The sequence below is a fragment of the Rhizobacter koreensis genome (genome assembly GCF_013366375.1).
Lineage (GTDB): Bacteria > Pseudomonadota > Gammaproteobacteria > Burkholderiales > Burkholderiaceae_C > Schlegelella_A > Schlegelella_A koreensis.
The window spans coordinates 156,052-169,264 of the sequence record NZ_JABWMJ010000011.1 but is presented as its reverse complement, the minus strand read 5'-3'; the positions used below and the strand labels follow the sequence as shown (position 1 = coordinate 169,264).

Sequence of the window (13,213 nt, the reverse complement as noted above, 5' to 3'; positions counted from 1 at the left end):
GGTCTCGCTTTCAGTCGGACGCGTCGGCGCGCTGGATGCGCTGGTCGCCGGCGGGCAGGCTCTTGAGGTAGCGGAAGGTGCCGGTGGCGTGGGCGACCAGCTTCCCGTCGGCGTCGGACACCGATGCCTCGCAGAACGCGGTCGCCGCGCTGCGGTGCAGCAGCCGCCCGCGGGCGACGAGGCGGCCGAGGCCGGGCCGCATGAAGCTCGTCTTCATCTCGATCGTGACCACGCTGAGGGCGTCGTCGCCGCCCGGCCACGGTGCGCGCGCGGCGTGCGCCATGGTCACGTCGAGCAGCGTCATCGTCACGCCTCCGTGCATGACGCCCCACGAGTTGGTGAGGTCCTCGCGCAGGTCGACCGCGATGTCGGCCTCGCCGCTTTCGTAGCGCAGCAGTTGCAGGCCCACCAGCCGCGCGAACGGCAGGTTGACGCGGAACGGCAGCGTCATCAGGCCGCGATCACCGCCGACACGCCGCCGTCGATCGGCAGCGTCTGCCCGGTGATGTGCTTGCCGGCCCGGGACGCGAACAGCACCACCGCGCCCTTGAGGTCGTCGTCGTCGCCGATGCGACCGAGCGGCGCGCGCTGGGCGAGCTCGTCGCCGAGCTTCTCGAGCGTTCCCTTGGTCATCTTGCTCGGGAACATGCCGGGCGCGAGCGCGTTGACGGTGATGCCGTACTTGCCCCACTCGCCGGCGAGCGCGCGCGTGAAGTTGACGACCGCCGCCTTGCTGGTGTTGTAGGCCAGCGTCTGCATGTAAGCCGTGTTGCCGGCGAGCCCGGCGATCGACGCGATGTTGATGATGCGACCGCTGCGGCGCGGGATCATGCAGCGCTTGCCGATGACCTGGCTCATCAGGAAGATGCTGCGCACGTTGAGGTTCATCACCTTGTCCCACGCTTCGAGCGGATAGTCCTCGGCCGCCGCGCCCCAGGTCGCGCCGGCGTTGTTGACGAGGATGTCGATGTCGCCCATGCGCTCGATCGCACCGAGCGCGACGCGCTCGACCTCGGCGGCCTGGCTCATGTCGCCGGCGAGCCACTGCGCGTCGATGCCGAGGCCCTTCAGGTGCGCGGCGGCCTCCTCGAGGTCGGGCGCCTTGCGCGAGGTGAGGAAGACGCGCGCGCCCGCTTCGCCGAGCGCCTCGGCGATCTGCAGGCCGAGGCCGCGCGACCCGCCGGTCACGAGCGCGGTCTTGCCGGTGAGGTCGAACAGTTGCTGGATGGGTGTGCTCATGGCGTCCTTCGTGGGGTGTCGGCGGTGCCGCCGGCGCGTGGGTCGGGCTTGGCGGCCGGATCCGTCATGCGCGAGCGCACGCCGATCAGCACCACGCCGAGCAGCGCGGCGAGACCGCCGACGACGGCAATGACCCAGCCCGCCGCCGGCAGCTCGCGCTGCACGGCAAGGCCGAGGCCGAGCACCAGCAGGCCTCCGTAGATTGAACTCCAGACGACGACGTCGACACGCGCCGGGGTCAGCTTCAAAACCAGCTCTCCTGCATGGTGCGACAGGTGGCGTCGCGTGACGCCACGACGCCGAGCCACGCGCCGATGCGCGGCAGCTCGTAAGCGAAGAAGTAGGCGCAGGCGGCGAGCCGCCCGCGTCGGGCGTCGGCGTCGGCGTCCGTTGCACCATCAAGCAGCGCCGCACTGCGGATCGCCACGTTGAGCCACATCCAGGCGATCGCGACGTGACCGAACGCCTGCAGGTATGGCGTCGCATTGGCGAGCGCCTCGTCGGGAACGCCGGTGGCCCAGGCCGCACGTGTCGCGGCGACCAGCTGCCGGACGGCGTCGTCGAGCGCCGCTGCGTGCCGCTCGAGCGCCGGCACGGCGCGTGCGCGGTCCGCGCTTTCGCGCATCCGCGCGACCACGAGCTCGAGGCCACGTCCGCCCTGCATGACCACCTTGCGGCCGAGCAGGTCGAGCGCCTGGATGCCGTGGGTGCCCTCGTGGATCATGTTGAGGCGGTTGTCGCGCCAGTACTGCTCGACCGGGAAGTCGCGGGTGTAGCCGTAGCCGCCGTGCACCTGGATCGCCAGGCTGTTCGCCTCCAGGCACCACTCGCTGGGCCAGCTCTTGGCGACCGGCGTCAGCACGTCGAGCAGCAGCGCGACGTCGGCCGCACCCTCCGCGGGTCCGGTGCGCAGCTCGTCGACGAGGCGCGCGCAGTACAGCTCGAGCGCGAGCGCGCCCTCGCAATACGCCTTCTGCGCGAGCAGCATCCGCTTCACGTCGGCGTGCCGGATGATCGGCACCTGCGGCGCCGTCGGGTCCTTGCCGCCCGGGCCGACCGGCCGACCCTGCGGACGCGCCTTCGCATAGTCGAGCGACGCCTCGTAGCCTGCGTAGCCGAGCATCGTCGCGCCGAGGCCGACCGCGATGCGCGCCTCGTTCATCATGTGGAACATGCAGGCGAGGCCCTCGTGCGGGCGGCCGACGAGGTAGCCGATGGCGCCTGCGCCCGTCGATCCGTCCGCGCTTTCCGGGCGCACCGGAAAGCGCCCTTCGCCGAAGTTCAGCAGCGTGTTCGGGATGCCGCGATAGCCGAGCTTGTGATTCAGCCCGGCGAGCGCGACGTCGTTGCGCTCGCCGGTGAGCTGCCCTTGCGTGTCGACGAGCCACTTCGGCACGATGAACAGCGAGATCCCGCGCGTGCCGGGGATCAGCCTGCCGTCCGGGCCCGGGATCTTGGCGAGCACCAGGTGGACGATGTTCTCGGTGAGCTCGTGCTCGCCGTTCGAGATCCACATCTTGTTGCCGCGCAGCCGGTAGCGCGGGCCGAGCGGGTCGCGCTCGAAGTCGGTGCCGTCCGGCGTGGCTCGCGTGGTGATGTCCGAGAGGCTCGATCCGGCCTGCGGCTCCGAAAGGCACATCGTTCCCGAGAAGCGCCCGGCGAACTCGTTCCTGGCGAACACCTCCTGCTGCAGCCGCGTGCCGTGCACCATCAGCAGATTCGCGTTGCCGCTGGTCAGCATCGCCGCGCCGCCGACGCCGATGCCGGCCTTCGAGAAGAAGCTGTTGGCCGCCATCTGCACGACGCACGGCAGCTGCATGCCGCCGACCTCGTAGTCCTGCGCCGCGGCGAGCATGCCGGTTTCGGCGTAGGCCGCGGCGGCGGCGTGGCTCGACTCCGGAAGGTGCACCTTCTGGCCGTCGAACCAGGGCTCCTCGGTGTCGGCGCGCCGGTTGAACGGCGCGAACTTGTCGCGCGCCAGGCGCTCGCAGGTGTCGAGCACCGAGTCGAAGGTCTCGCGCGAGTGGTCGGCGAAACGCTCGCGCGCGACCAGCGTGTCGGCAGCGAGCCAGTCGTAGAGCAGGAAGTCGAGCGTCGCGCGGTAGCTCATGCGCCCTCCTCCGCGCTGCGATCGCCGCTGCCTTCGCTCCGCCGTGCGATGGTGCCCTGCGCGACGGCGCAAAGCTTCTCGCCAGCTGCGCCGACGGCGACGATCTCGCAGCGGCAGACCGCCTGCGATCGGCCGACGTGCAGTGCCTCGGCACGGGCGAGGAGTCGCTCGCCGAGCGCCGGCCGCAGGTAGTTGATCTTGTATTCCGACGTGACCACCGGCACCCGAAGCGCGGTGCCGCCGGCGAAGGTGAGCGCGTTGTCGGCGAGGTAGCTCACCACGCCGCCGTGCGCGAAGCCGTCCTGCTGGCGCAGGTCGTCGCGCATGGCGACCGCAAGCTCGACGCGGCCCGGCGCGAGCGCGACGAGCTCGGCGCCGAGCAGCACGCTGAACGGCTGGGTCGCGAGCACCTCGCGCCCCATCGCGAGGAAGCGCTCGGCGTCGACCGTGACGGCATCGGCCATCGCGCGCTCAGAGCACCTCGAACACGCCGGCCGCGCCCATGCCGCCGCCGATGCACATCGTGACGACCACGCGCCTCGCGCCACGTCGCTTGCCCTCGATCAGCGCGTGGCCGGTCAGGCGCTGGCCGCTCACGCCGTAGGGGTGACCGACCGCGATGGCGCCGCCGTTGACGTTGAGGCGGTCCATCGGAATGCCGAGCGTGTCGGCGCAGTACAGCACCTGCACCGCGAACGCCTCGTTGAGCTCCCAGAGATCGATGTCGTCCATCGTGAGGCCCAGGCGCTTGAGCACCTTGGGCACCGCGAACACCGGGCCGATGCCCATCTCGTCGGGCTCGCAGCCGGCGACCGCGAAGCCGAGGAAGCGGCCGAGCGGCTTCAGGCCGCGCTGCTCGGCGAGCGTCTCGCTCATCACCACGCAGGCGCCGGCGCCATCGCTGAACTGGCTGGCGTTGCCGGCCGAGATCACGCCACCCGGGATGGCCGGCCGGATGTCCTTGATGCTCTCGTAGGTGGTGCCGGGGCGGATGCCTTCGTCGGCGCTCACCGTCACTTCCTTCGAGCGCAGGCCCATCACGGCGTCGGCGACGCCGGCGGTCACGGTGATCGGCACGATCTCGGCGTCGAAGCGTCCGGCATCGCGCGCGGCGGCCGCCTTCTGCTGGCTGGCGGCGCCGTATTGGTCCATCCGATCGCGGCCGATCTTGTAGCGCTTGGCGACCTGCTCGGCGGTCTGCAGCATGTTCCAGTAGATCGTCGGCTTGTGCTCGAGGAGCCACGGGTCGGCGAGCATGTGCTTGTTGGCCTCGTTCTGCACGCACGAGATGCTCTCGACGCCCCCGGCGACGATGACGTCGGACTCGCCGGCGATGATCCGCTGCGCCGCCATCGCGATGGTCTGCAGGCCGCTCGAGCAGAAGCGGTTCACGGTGACGCCGCTGGTGGTGATCGGAAGGCCGGCGCGCAGCGCGATTTGGCGCGCGATGTTGCTGCCGGTCGCGCCCTCGGGCGTCGCGCAGCCCATGATCACGTCGTCGACTTCGGCGCCGTCGATCCCGGCGCGCTCGACCGCGGCCTTGACGGCGTGGCCGCCGAGCGTCGCGCCGTGGGTCATGTTGAAGGCGCCCTTCCAGCTCTTGGCGAGCGGCGTGCGGGCGGTCGAAACGATCACGGCAGCAGTCATGGGGGTCTCCGGTCGATCAGGATGCGGTCGCCTCGGTGGCAGGCATTGCCGTCGAGGCCTTGTAGATGCTGTTCTCGGGTTGCGCGAAGACGCGCCGCACCATCGGCTCGAACTCGCTCATCGGCAAGGTCTCGGCGTTCGCGTCGAATGCCGGGTTGTCGTAGAGCTCGCAGAACTCGGCCGTGCGCTCGTAGTGCTCGTGGCCCTGGAAGCGGTCGCGCAGGTTGCGGTCTAGGCCGATGTGATGAAAGAAGTAGTAGCCCTGGAAGATGCCGTGGTTCTGCACCATCCAGAGGTTCGCGTCGCTCACGAACGGCTTGAGGATCGCCGCGGCGATGTCGAAGTGGTTGAAGGTCCCGAGCGTGTCGCCGATGTCGTGGAACAGCGCGGTCACCACGTACTCCTCGTCGCGGCCGTCCTTCAGGGCACGCGTGGCGGTCTGCAGCGAATGCGTGTAGCGGTCGATCGGGAAGCCGCCGTAGTCGCCCTCGAGCACCTTGAGGTGCGCCATCAGGCGGTCGGGCAGCTGGCGCGCGAACGGCATGAACTCGGCGCCGATCTTCTGCCAGTCGGCAGCGGTGCTCGCCTCCATGCGGGTGAAGCTTGCGCGATCGTTCATGGCGTGTCTCCGGGTTGCGCCGTGCGGGCGGCGCCGTCTCGCGTATTGGTGATCAGCTGATGGAAGAACTGGATCAGCTCGACGTAGTTGGCCACCGAGATGCGCTCGTCGGTGCCGTGGAAGCGCTTGAGGTCCTCGGGCGTCGCACGCACCGGCGAGAAGCGGAACACCGCGTCGGCGATGTCGTCGAACCAGCGCGAATCGGTCGCCGCGACCATCAGGGCGGGCGCGACCACGACGTCGGGGTGCAGCTGGCGCAGCGTCGTGTTGACGAGCCGCCAGGCCGGTCCGTCGGTGGGCGAGACCTTCGACGCCTCGGCGGCGACGTTGTAGCGCTCGACGCGGATCGCCGGGTTGTCGATCGCACGCGTGACGTGCGCGACGATGTCGTCGATGCGGTCACCCGGCAGGACGCGGAAGTTGACCAGCGCCGTGGCCTTGCCGGGCAGCACGTTCTCGACGTTGCCGGCATTGAACACGGTCAGCGCCGTCGTCGTGCGCAGGCTCGCATTGGTGCTCGCGGCCTTGGCGAGCTGCATCTCGACCAGCGGGCGGAACAGCCACAGGTTCGACAGGAACACGCGCGACAGGCCGCCCATCTCGGGCGCGAGGGTCTCGAACGTCTCGCGCGAGAGGCCGCGGATCGCGAGCGGCATCGGCTGGTTTTCGATGCGCGTCAGCGCGGCGGCGAGCATGCCGATCGCCGACTGACCGGCGCCGGGCGGCGGCATCGACGAATGACCTGGCGCGGTCGTCGCGGTTAGTTGCAGCGTGAGCATGCCCTTCTCAGCCACGCCGACGATCGCCGCCGGCCCCTTGAGACCCGGCAACACGCCCTGCGTGATCAGCAGCCCCTCGTCGAGCACGAGCTGGAAGCGCACCCCACGCTGCTTGAACATCTGCGCGATCGCGCGGGCGCCACGTGCGCCGCCGACCTCCTCGTCGGCACCGAACACCAGGTAGATGGTCTGCGGCGGCTTGAAGCCCGCGCGCGCGAGCGCATCGACGGCTTCCATGATGGCCATCAGGTTGCCCTTGTCGTCCCAGGCGCCGCGGCCCCAGATGAAGCCGTCCTTCACGACACCCGCGAACGGCGGCTCCTTCCAGTCGCGCTCGGTGCCCGGCGCGATCGGCACCACGTCCTGGTGCGCCATCAGCGCGATCGGTTTCGCGCCGGCGACGCTGCCCGGCCAGGTGTAGACGAGCGCATGCCCGACGGCTTCGCGCTGCAGCACCGCGTGCGCGTTGGGAAAGCTCGTCTCGAGGTGCCGGTGCAGCGCGTCGAACGCCGCGGCGTTGAGTGTCGGGTCGGTCGGCGACGAGATGGTCTGCAGGCGAACCGCACCGGCGAGCCGTGCCGCCGCCGCAGCGCCGTCCACGGCCAGCGGCGCGACCGGCGGGACGGTGAGCTGACGCGAGCTCATGGTCAGCGTGCGCACGCCGACCGCGAGCAGCAGCGCCAGCAGCGCGGCGCCGAGCCACCAGAAGAACTTGCGCACCGCCGTGCCGCGCCGGATCAGCTGAACGTCTTGCCTTCGGCGGCCAGGCACGCAAGCAGCGGCGCCGGCTGCCAGAACTCGGCATCGTCGTGCGGGTTGGCGGCGAAACGCTTCATCGCCGCGACCACGTTGAAGAGGCCCACCGTATCGGCGTAGTTCATCGGGCCGCCGCGGTGCAGCGGGAAGCCGTAGCCGGTGAGGTAGACGACGTCGATGTCGGAGGCCCGCAGCGCGATGCCCTCCTCGACGATCTTGGCGCCCTCGTTGACGAGCGCCCAGACCAGCCGGTGCACGATCTCGTCGTCGGAGATCTTGCGCGGCGTGACGCCGAGCTCGGCGCGGTGCTTCGCGATCATGTCGACGACCACCGGGCTCGGGATCGCGTCGCGCTTGCCCGGCACGTAGTCGTACCAGCCGGCCCCGGTCTTCTGGCCGAAGCGGCCCATCTCGCACAACAGGTCGGCCGTCTTGCTGTAGCGCAGGTTGGGCTTTTCGACGTAGCGGCGCTTGCGGATGTACCAGCCGACGTCGTTGCCGGCGAGGTCGCCCATGCGGAACGGTCCCATCGCCATGCCGAAGCGTTCCATCGCCTTGTCGACCTGCTCGGGGGTCGCGCCCTCCTCGAGCAGGAAGCCGGCCTGGCGCGAGTACTGCTCGATCATGCGGTTGCCGATGAAGCCGTCGCAGACGCCCGAGACGACGGCCGTCTTCCTGATCTTCTTGGCGAGCTGCATCACGGTCGCGAGCACGTCCTTGCCGGTCTTGTCGCCGCGCACGACTTCGAGCAGCTTCATCACGTTGGCCGGGCTGAAGAAGTGCATGCCGATCACGTCTTCCGGCCGCTTCGTGAACGACGCGATCTTGTTGAGGTCGAGCGTGGACGTGTTGCTGGCGAGGATGGCGCCGGGCTTCATCACCTCGTCGAGTGTCTTGAAGACTTGCTCCTTGACGCCCATGTCCTCGAACACCGCCTCGATCACGAGGTCGGCGTCCTTGAGGTCGTCGTAGCTCAGCGTCGTGGAGAGCAGCGCCATCCGCTCGTCGAGCTTGTCCTGCTTGAGCTTGCCCTTCTTGACCTGCGCCTCGTAATTCCTGCGCATCACGCCGACGCCCTTGTCGAGCGCCTCCTGCTTCATCTCGAGCATGACCACCGGGATGCCGGCGTTCAGGAAATTCATGGCGATGCCGCCGCCCATCGTGCCGGCGCCGATGATCGCGACCTTGCGGACCTCGCGGGTCGGCGTATCAGGCGGCACGTCGGGGATCTTGCTGGTTGCGCGCTCGGCCATGAAGGCGTGACGCAGCGCCCGGCTTTCCGGCGTCAGCATGAGGCTCATGAAGATCTCGCGCTCGAGCCGCATCGCGTCGTCGAACTTCATGCGCAGCGATGCCGCGACGGCCTCGATGCACTTGAGCGGCGCCGGAAAGTTCTTGGCCATCGCGCCGACCGTGTTGCGCGCGAACTGGAAGAACGCGTCGGCGTTGGGGTGCGACACCTTCAGCTCGCGCACGATCGGCAGCGGGCGCGCACCCGCCACCTCGCCCGCGAACGCGACCGCGCCGTCGAGCAGGTCGCCGTCGACGATGCGGTCGATCAGCTTCTGGCCCGGCAACTTCGCGAGCATCTCGCTCTTGACCGGCTCGCCGCTGACGATCATGTTGAGCGCGGTCTCGACGCCGAGCACGCGCGGCAGGCGCTGGGTGCCGCCGGCGCCGGGGATGAGGCCGATCTTCACTTCGGGCAGCGCCACCTGCGTGCCGGGCGCGGCGACGCGGTAGTGGCAGCCGAGCGCGAGCTCGAGGCCGCCGCCCATGCAGACCGAGTGGATCGCCGCCACGACCGGCTTCGAGCACGACTCGAGCGCGGCGATCAGGCTCAGCAGATTGGGCTCGGCGATCGCCTTCGGCGAGCCGAACTCGCGGATATCGGCGCCGCCCGAGAACGCCTTGCCGGCGCCCGTGATCACGATCGCGTTGATGGCGGCGTCGGCTTCGGCACGCTGCAGGCCGGCGTAGATCTCGCTGCGCGTCGCGTAGCCGAGGCCGTTGACCGGCGGGTTGTTCAGCGTGATGACGGCGACGTGGCCGCGGGTTTCGTAGCTGGCGCTCATGACAAGGGACCTCGCTGGAGTGACTCGACGGCGGCGGACGGTCGCGCCGCGCGAAATAGCACGTTCGTTCGATTCTAGGGTCGGCGTCCGGCGATCCGCGATGACCGCGCCGCCTGGCGGCACGGGGAAAACGCGGATCGACGGCGGCGCGCCGCCGCCCCGGCCTCAGCCGGCGGCGCTGCCGAAGATCGCTCGCAGCTCGTACGGCGCAACCACCTCGAGCTGGTCGTAGCGGCACGCCGCCGGCGGCTTGTCGGGGCGCCAGCGCAGGAACGTCGTCGCGTGGCGGAAGCGGTCTCCTTGCAGGTGGTCGTACTTCACCTCGCAGACGCGCTCCGGGCGCAACGCCACCCACGCCAGGTCCTTGCCGGCGCTCCAGCGGCTGGTCGCGCCGGGCATGCGTTGCCCATCGGCCTCGGCGCCCGCGGCGCCGGCCCAGTCGCGCCACGGATGACCTTCGAGCGCGTCGTCGCGCAGCGGCGCGAGCTCGACCGCGAGGCTGCGCCGCACGTCCATCGTGAACGACGAGGTCACGCCGACGTGGTGCAGCCGGCCGCCGTCGTCGTAGAGCCCGAGCAGCAGCGAGCCGACGGTCTCGATGCCGCTCTCGGCCATGCTCTTGTGCCAGCGCAGGCCCGCGACCACGCAGTCGGCGCTGCGCTGGTGCTTGATCTTCAGCATCGCGCGCTTGCCGGGCTGGTACGGTGCATCGAGCGGCTTGGCGATCACGCCGTCGAGCCCGGCTCCTTCAAAGTCGCGCAGCCAGCGCTCGGCGACCGCGCGGTCGCGCGTGGCCGGCGTCAGGTAGAGCGGCGGCGCGGCGCTCTCGAGCAGCTGCTCGAGGCGTGCCCGGCGCTCCGCCTGGGTGCGTTCGAAAAGGGAGGCGCCGCCCTCGACAAGCAGGTCGAAGACGACGAACGACGCCGGCGTCGCGACCGCGAGCTTGGCGACGCGCGACGCTGCCGGATGCAGGCGCTGCTGCAGGGCGTCGAAGTCGAGCCCGTGCGACGTCACGATGACGATCTCGCCGTCGACCACGCAGCCCGCCGGCAGGGCGTTCGCGAGCGCCGCGCGCAGCTCCGGAAAGTAGCGGTCGAACGGACGCAGGTCGCGGCTCTGGATCGAGACCTCGCCGTCCGCCGGCCGGAACACGATCGCGCGAAAACCGTCCCACTTCGGCTCGAACAGCACGTTGCCGTCGGCGGGCAGTTCGTCGGCGACCTTCGCGAGCATCGGCTCGACGGGGGCGAAGCTTGCGCGCGCTTCGGCCGAATGCTCGTTCGATGCTGCGGCCATGGAAGAAGCGGGCGTGGTCAGCTTGAGGGTCGATGTCGATGGCAAGCAAGGCCTGCATCGGTGTTCAGGCACGTCGCGCAGCCGCGCCTCGTGCGCTCCCACATGGCAATGGTCGTGCCGCGCGTCCGCAGCCAACAGGAGTGCAGGGTTAACCCGGACCGGTCACACTTGCGGGTGCCCCAGGAGCTGCCTTCGCAGCTGCGGGCCGCGGCTCGGCCGCAGGGACCTGGAAGCACGATGCCTGACCTTCCCGACGCGCTCGTCCTCGCGCGCATCCAGTTCGCCTTCACGGTGAGCTTCCACTTCCTCTTCCCGGCGATCACGATCGGGCTCGCGAGTTACCTCGCGGTACTCGAAGCGCTGTGGCTCAGGACCGGCAAGGGGGTCTACATGGACCTCTTCAAGTACTGGGTGAAGATCTTCGCGCTGATCTTCGCCATGGGTGTGGTCTCGGGCATCGTCATGTCGTACCAGTTCGGCACCAACTGGGCGGTGTTCTCCGACCGCGCCGGGCCGATCATCGGGCCGCTGATGGCGTACGAGGTGCTGACCGCGTTCTTCCTCGAGGCAGGCTTTCTGGGCGTGATGCTGTTCGGCATGAACCGGGTCGGCAAGGGCCTGCACTTCACCGCCACGCTGATGGTTGCGTTCGGCACCTTCGTCTCGGCGTTCTGGATCCTCTCGGTCAACAGCTGGATGCAGACGCCGACCGGCTTCGCCACCAACGCCGTCGGTCAGTTCATTCCGGCCGGCAGCTGGCTCGACATCATCTTCAACCCGAGCTTTCCGTACCGCCTGGCGCACACGGTGTCGGCGGCTTACCTGACCACCGCATTCATCGTCGGCGGCGTGGGCGCCTGGCACCTGCTGCGCAACCATGAGACGCCGCAGGCCCGCACGATGTTCTCGATGGCGATGTGGATGGCGGCGATCGTCGCGCCGCTGCAGATCGTCATCGGCGACATGCACGGGCTCAACACGCTCGAGCATCAGCCGGCCAAGGTGATGGCGATGGAAGGCCACTTCGATAGCCACCCGGAGGGTGCGCCGCTGATCCTGTTCGGCATCCCGAACAGCGCCGAGTCGCGCGTCGACCACGCAATCGAAATCCCGAAGCTGTCGTCGCTGATCCTCAAGCACGACCTCGACGCGCCGCTCGCCGGCCTCGACACCATCCCGCCCGAGAACCGGCCGCCGGTGGGCATCGTGTTCTGGTCGTTCCGCGTCATGGTCGGTCTCGGCTTCCTGATGGCAGGGCTCGGCGTGCTGAGCCTCCTCGCACGCTGGCGCGGCAAGCTCTTCGAGTGGCGGGGCCTGCATCGCTTCGCGCTCGTGATGGGTCCGTCGGGGCTGGTGGCGGTGCTCGCCGGCTGGATCACGACCGAGGTCGGGCGCCAGCCGTGGACCGTCTACGGCCTCATGCGCACCGCGGAATCGGCATCGCCGCTCGCCGCGCCGGCGGTCGCGGCGTCGCTGATCGCGTTCGTCGTCATCTACTTCCTGGTGTTCGGCGCCGGCGTGCTCTACATCCTCAAGCTGATGAGCAAGCCGCCCGAGCCGCACGAGCCGGCGCCGCCGCGTACGCCGGTGCGCACCGCGGGCATCACGCCGGCGGCCGCGCTCACTGCCGGCGCGAACACCGGCGCTGCCGAATAGGAGCCGCGGACATGTCGCCCGAACTCACCATCGTCTGGGCCGTGATCATCGTGTTCGCGGTGTTCGTGTACGTCGTCATGGACGGCTTCGACCTCGGCATCGGCATCCTCTTTCCGACCTTCGAGGTCGGGCCCGACCGCGATGCCGCGATGAACAGCATCGCGCCGGTGTGGGACGGCAACGAGACCTGGCTGGTGCTCGGCGGCGGCGGGCTGCTGGCGGCGTTCCCGCTCGCCTACGGCGTGCTGCTGTCCGCCCTCTATGCGCCGATCGTCGCGATGCTGCTCGCGCTGGTGTTCCGCGGCGTCGCGTTCGAGGCGCGCTGGCGCGACCCCGCGCATCGCAAGTACTGGGACGCCGCGTTCACCGGCGGCTCCTTCGTTGCCGCGCTCTCGCAAGGCATCGTCCTCGGCGCGATCCTGCAGGGCGTCGCGGTCAGCAACCGCGAGTACGCCGGCGGCTGGTGGGACTGGCTCACGCCGTTCTCGGTGGTCACCGGCGTCAGCGTCGTCATCGCGTACGCGCTGCTCGGCGCGACCTGGCTGATCCTCAAGACGACCGGCGAGATGCAGCGTCGCGCGGTGCGCCAGGCATGGTGGCTCGGCGCCGGAACGCTGCTCGCGATCGGGGTGGTGAGCCTCGCGACGCCGTTCCTCGAGGGCGCCTACTTCGAGCGCTGGCTGGGCTTTCCGAACGTCCTGTGGGTTGCGCCAGTGCCGATCCTCGTGGGCGTCGCGAGCTTCTGGTTCGCGCGCAGCCTGCATGCCGGGCGCGAGCTCGCGCCGTTCCTGCTGACCCTCTTCGTGTTCCTGCTCTGCTTCGTGGGCCTGGGGATCAGCGTCTATCCGTACGTGATCCCCGGCGCGGTGACGATCTGGGATGCCGCGACTGATCGCTCGAGCCAGCTCTTCATGCTGGTGGGCACCGCGATCATCATGCCGATGATCCTGGCGTACACCGGCTGGGCGTACTGGGTGTTCCGCGGCAAGGTCGAGGCCGACGGCTATCACGCATGAAGCTGCCGGCAGCCTTGAGA

The 13,213-nt window shown here is 69.7% G+C and carries 12 protein-coding genes; 2 read left to right on the top strand and 10 right to left on the bottom strand.

The window, feature by feature from the left end:
- Nucleotides 1–10: 10 nt before the first annotated feature.
- The 10 genes from HQN59_RS20935 to HQN59_RS20890 form a co-directional block, all read right to left on the bottom strand.
- Nucleotides 11–451, bottom strand: a complete 441-nt coding sequence (locus tag HQN59_RS20935) for a PaaI family thioesterase (RefSeq protein WP_176071067.1) — start codon at nt 449–451, stop codon at nt 11–13.
- Nucleotides 451–1,239, bottom strand: coding sequence for an SDR family oxidoreductase (locus HQN59_RS20930; RefSeq protein WP_176071066.1), 789 nt, complete (start codon nt 1,237–1,239; stop codon nt 451–453). The genes HQN59_RS20935 and HQN59_RS20930 overlap by 1 nt, the downstream gene beginning before the upstream one ends.
- On the bottom strand, nt 1,236–1,487 hold the full coding sequence (locus HQN59_RS20925; protein WP_342451265.1) for a hypothetical protein: 252 nt from the start codon (nt 1,485–1,487) through the stop codon (nt 1,236–1,238). Before HQN59_RS20925 ends, HQN59_RS20930 begins: the two co-directional genes overlap by 4 nt.
- A complete protein-coding gene (locus HQN59_RS20920; protein WP_176071065.1) occupies nt 1,484–3,349 on the bottom strand; it encodes an acyl-CoA dehydrogenase in 1,866 nt (621 codons plus the stop codon). The genes HQN59_RS20925 and HQN59_RS20920 overlap by 4 nt, the downstream gene beginning before the upstream one ends.
- Nucleotides 3,346–3,813, bottom strand: a complete 468-nt coding sequence (locus HQN59_RS20915; RefSeq protein ID WP_176071064.1) for a PaaI family thioesterase — start codon at nt 3,811–3,813, stop codon at nt 3,346–3,348. The genes HQN59_RS20920 and HQN59_RS20915 overlap by 4 nt, the downstream gene beginning before the upstream one ends.
- A gap of 7 nt (nt 3,814–3,820) precedes the next feature.
- The gene (locus HQN59_RS20910) at nt 3,821–4,996 is read right to left on the bottom strand and encodes an acetyl-CoA C-acyltransferase (RefSeq protein ID WP_176071063.1); all 1,176 of its coding nucleotides are present in this window, start codon (nt 4,994–4,996) and stop codon (nt 3,821–3,823) included.
- A gap of 16 nt (nt 4,997–5,012) precedes the next feature.
- Nucleotides 5,013–5,615, bottom strand: coding sequence for an HD domain-containing protein (locus tag HQN59_RS20905; RefSeq protein ID WP_176071062.1), 603 nt, complete (start codon nt 5,613–5,615; stop codon nt 5,013–5,015).
- Nucleotides 5,612–7,114 (bottom strand): M20 family peptidase, encoded by a 1,503-nt coding sequence (locus HQN59_RS20900; RefSeq protein ID WP_176071061.1) that lies wholly within the window; start codon nt 7,112–7,114, stop codon nt 5,612–5,614. The genes HQN59_RS20905 and HQN59_RS20900 overlap by 4 nt, the downstream gene beginning before the upstream one ends.
- Nucleotides 7,115–7,131: 17 nt before the next feature.
- Nucleotides 7,132–9,225: a 3-hydroxyacyl-CoA dehydrogenase NAD-binding domain-containing protein gene (locus HQN59_RS20895; RefSeq protein ID WP_176071060.1), complete on the bottom strand. Its 2,094-nt coding sequence runs from the start codon at nt 9,223–9,225 to the stop codon at nt 7,132–7,134.
- Between the two features lie 165 nt (nt 9,226–9,390).
- Nucleotides 9,391–10,521, bottom strand: a complete 1,131-nt coding sequence (locus tag HQN59_RS20890; protein ID WP_176071059.1) for an ATP-dependent DNA ligase — start codon at nt 10,519–10,521, stop codon at nt 9,391–9,393.
- 237 nt (nt 10,522–10,758) lie between these two features.
- On the opposite strand from HQN59_RS20890, the gene HQN59_RS20885 reads away from it, so the two are divergent.
- Nucleotides 10,759–12,177: a cytochrome ubiquinol oxidase subunit I gene (locus tag HQN59_RS20885; RefSeq protein ID WP_176071058.1), complete on the top strand. Its 1,419-nt coding sequence runs from the start codon at nt 10,759–10,761 to the stop codon at nt 12,175–12,177.
- A gap of 11 nt (nt 12,178–12,188) precedes the next feature.
- Nucleotides 12,189–13,193, top strand: a complete 1,005-nt coding sequence (gene cydB, locus HQN59_RS20880) for a cytochrome d ubiquinol oxidase subunit II (RefSeq protein WP_176071057.1) — start codon at nt 12,189–12,191, stop codon at nt 13,191–13,193.
- Nucleotides 13,194–13,213: the final 20 nt, after the last annotated feature.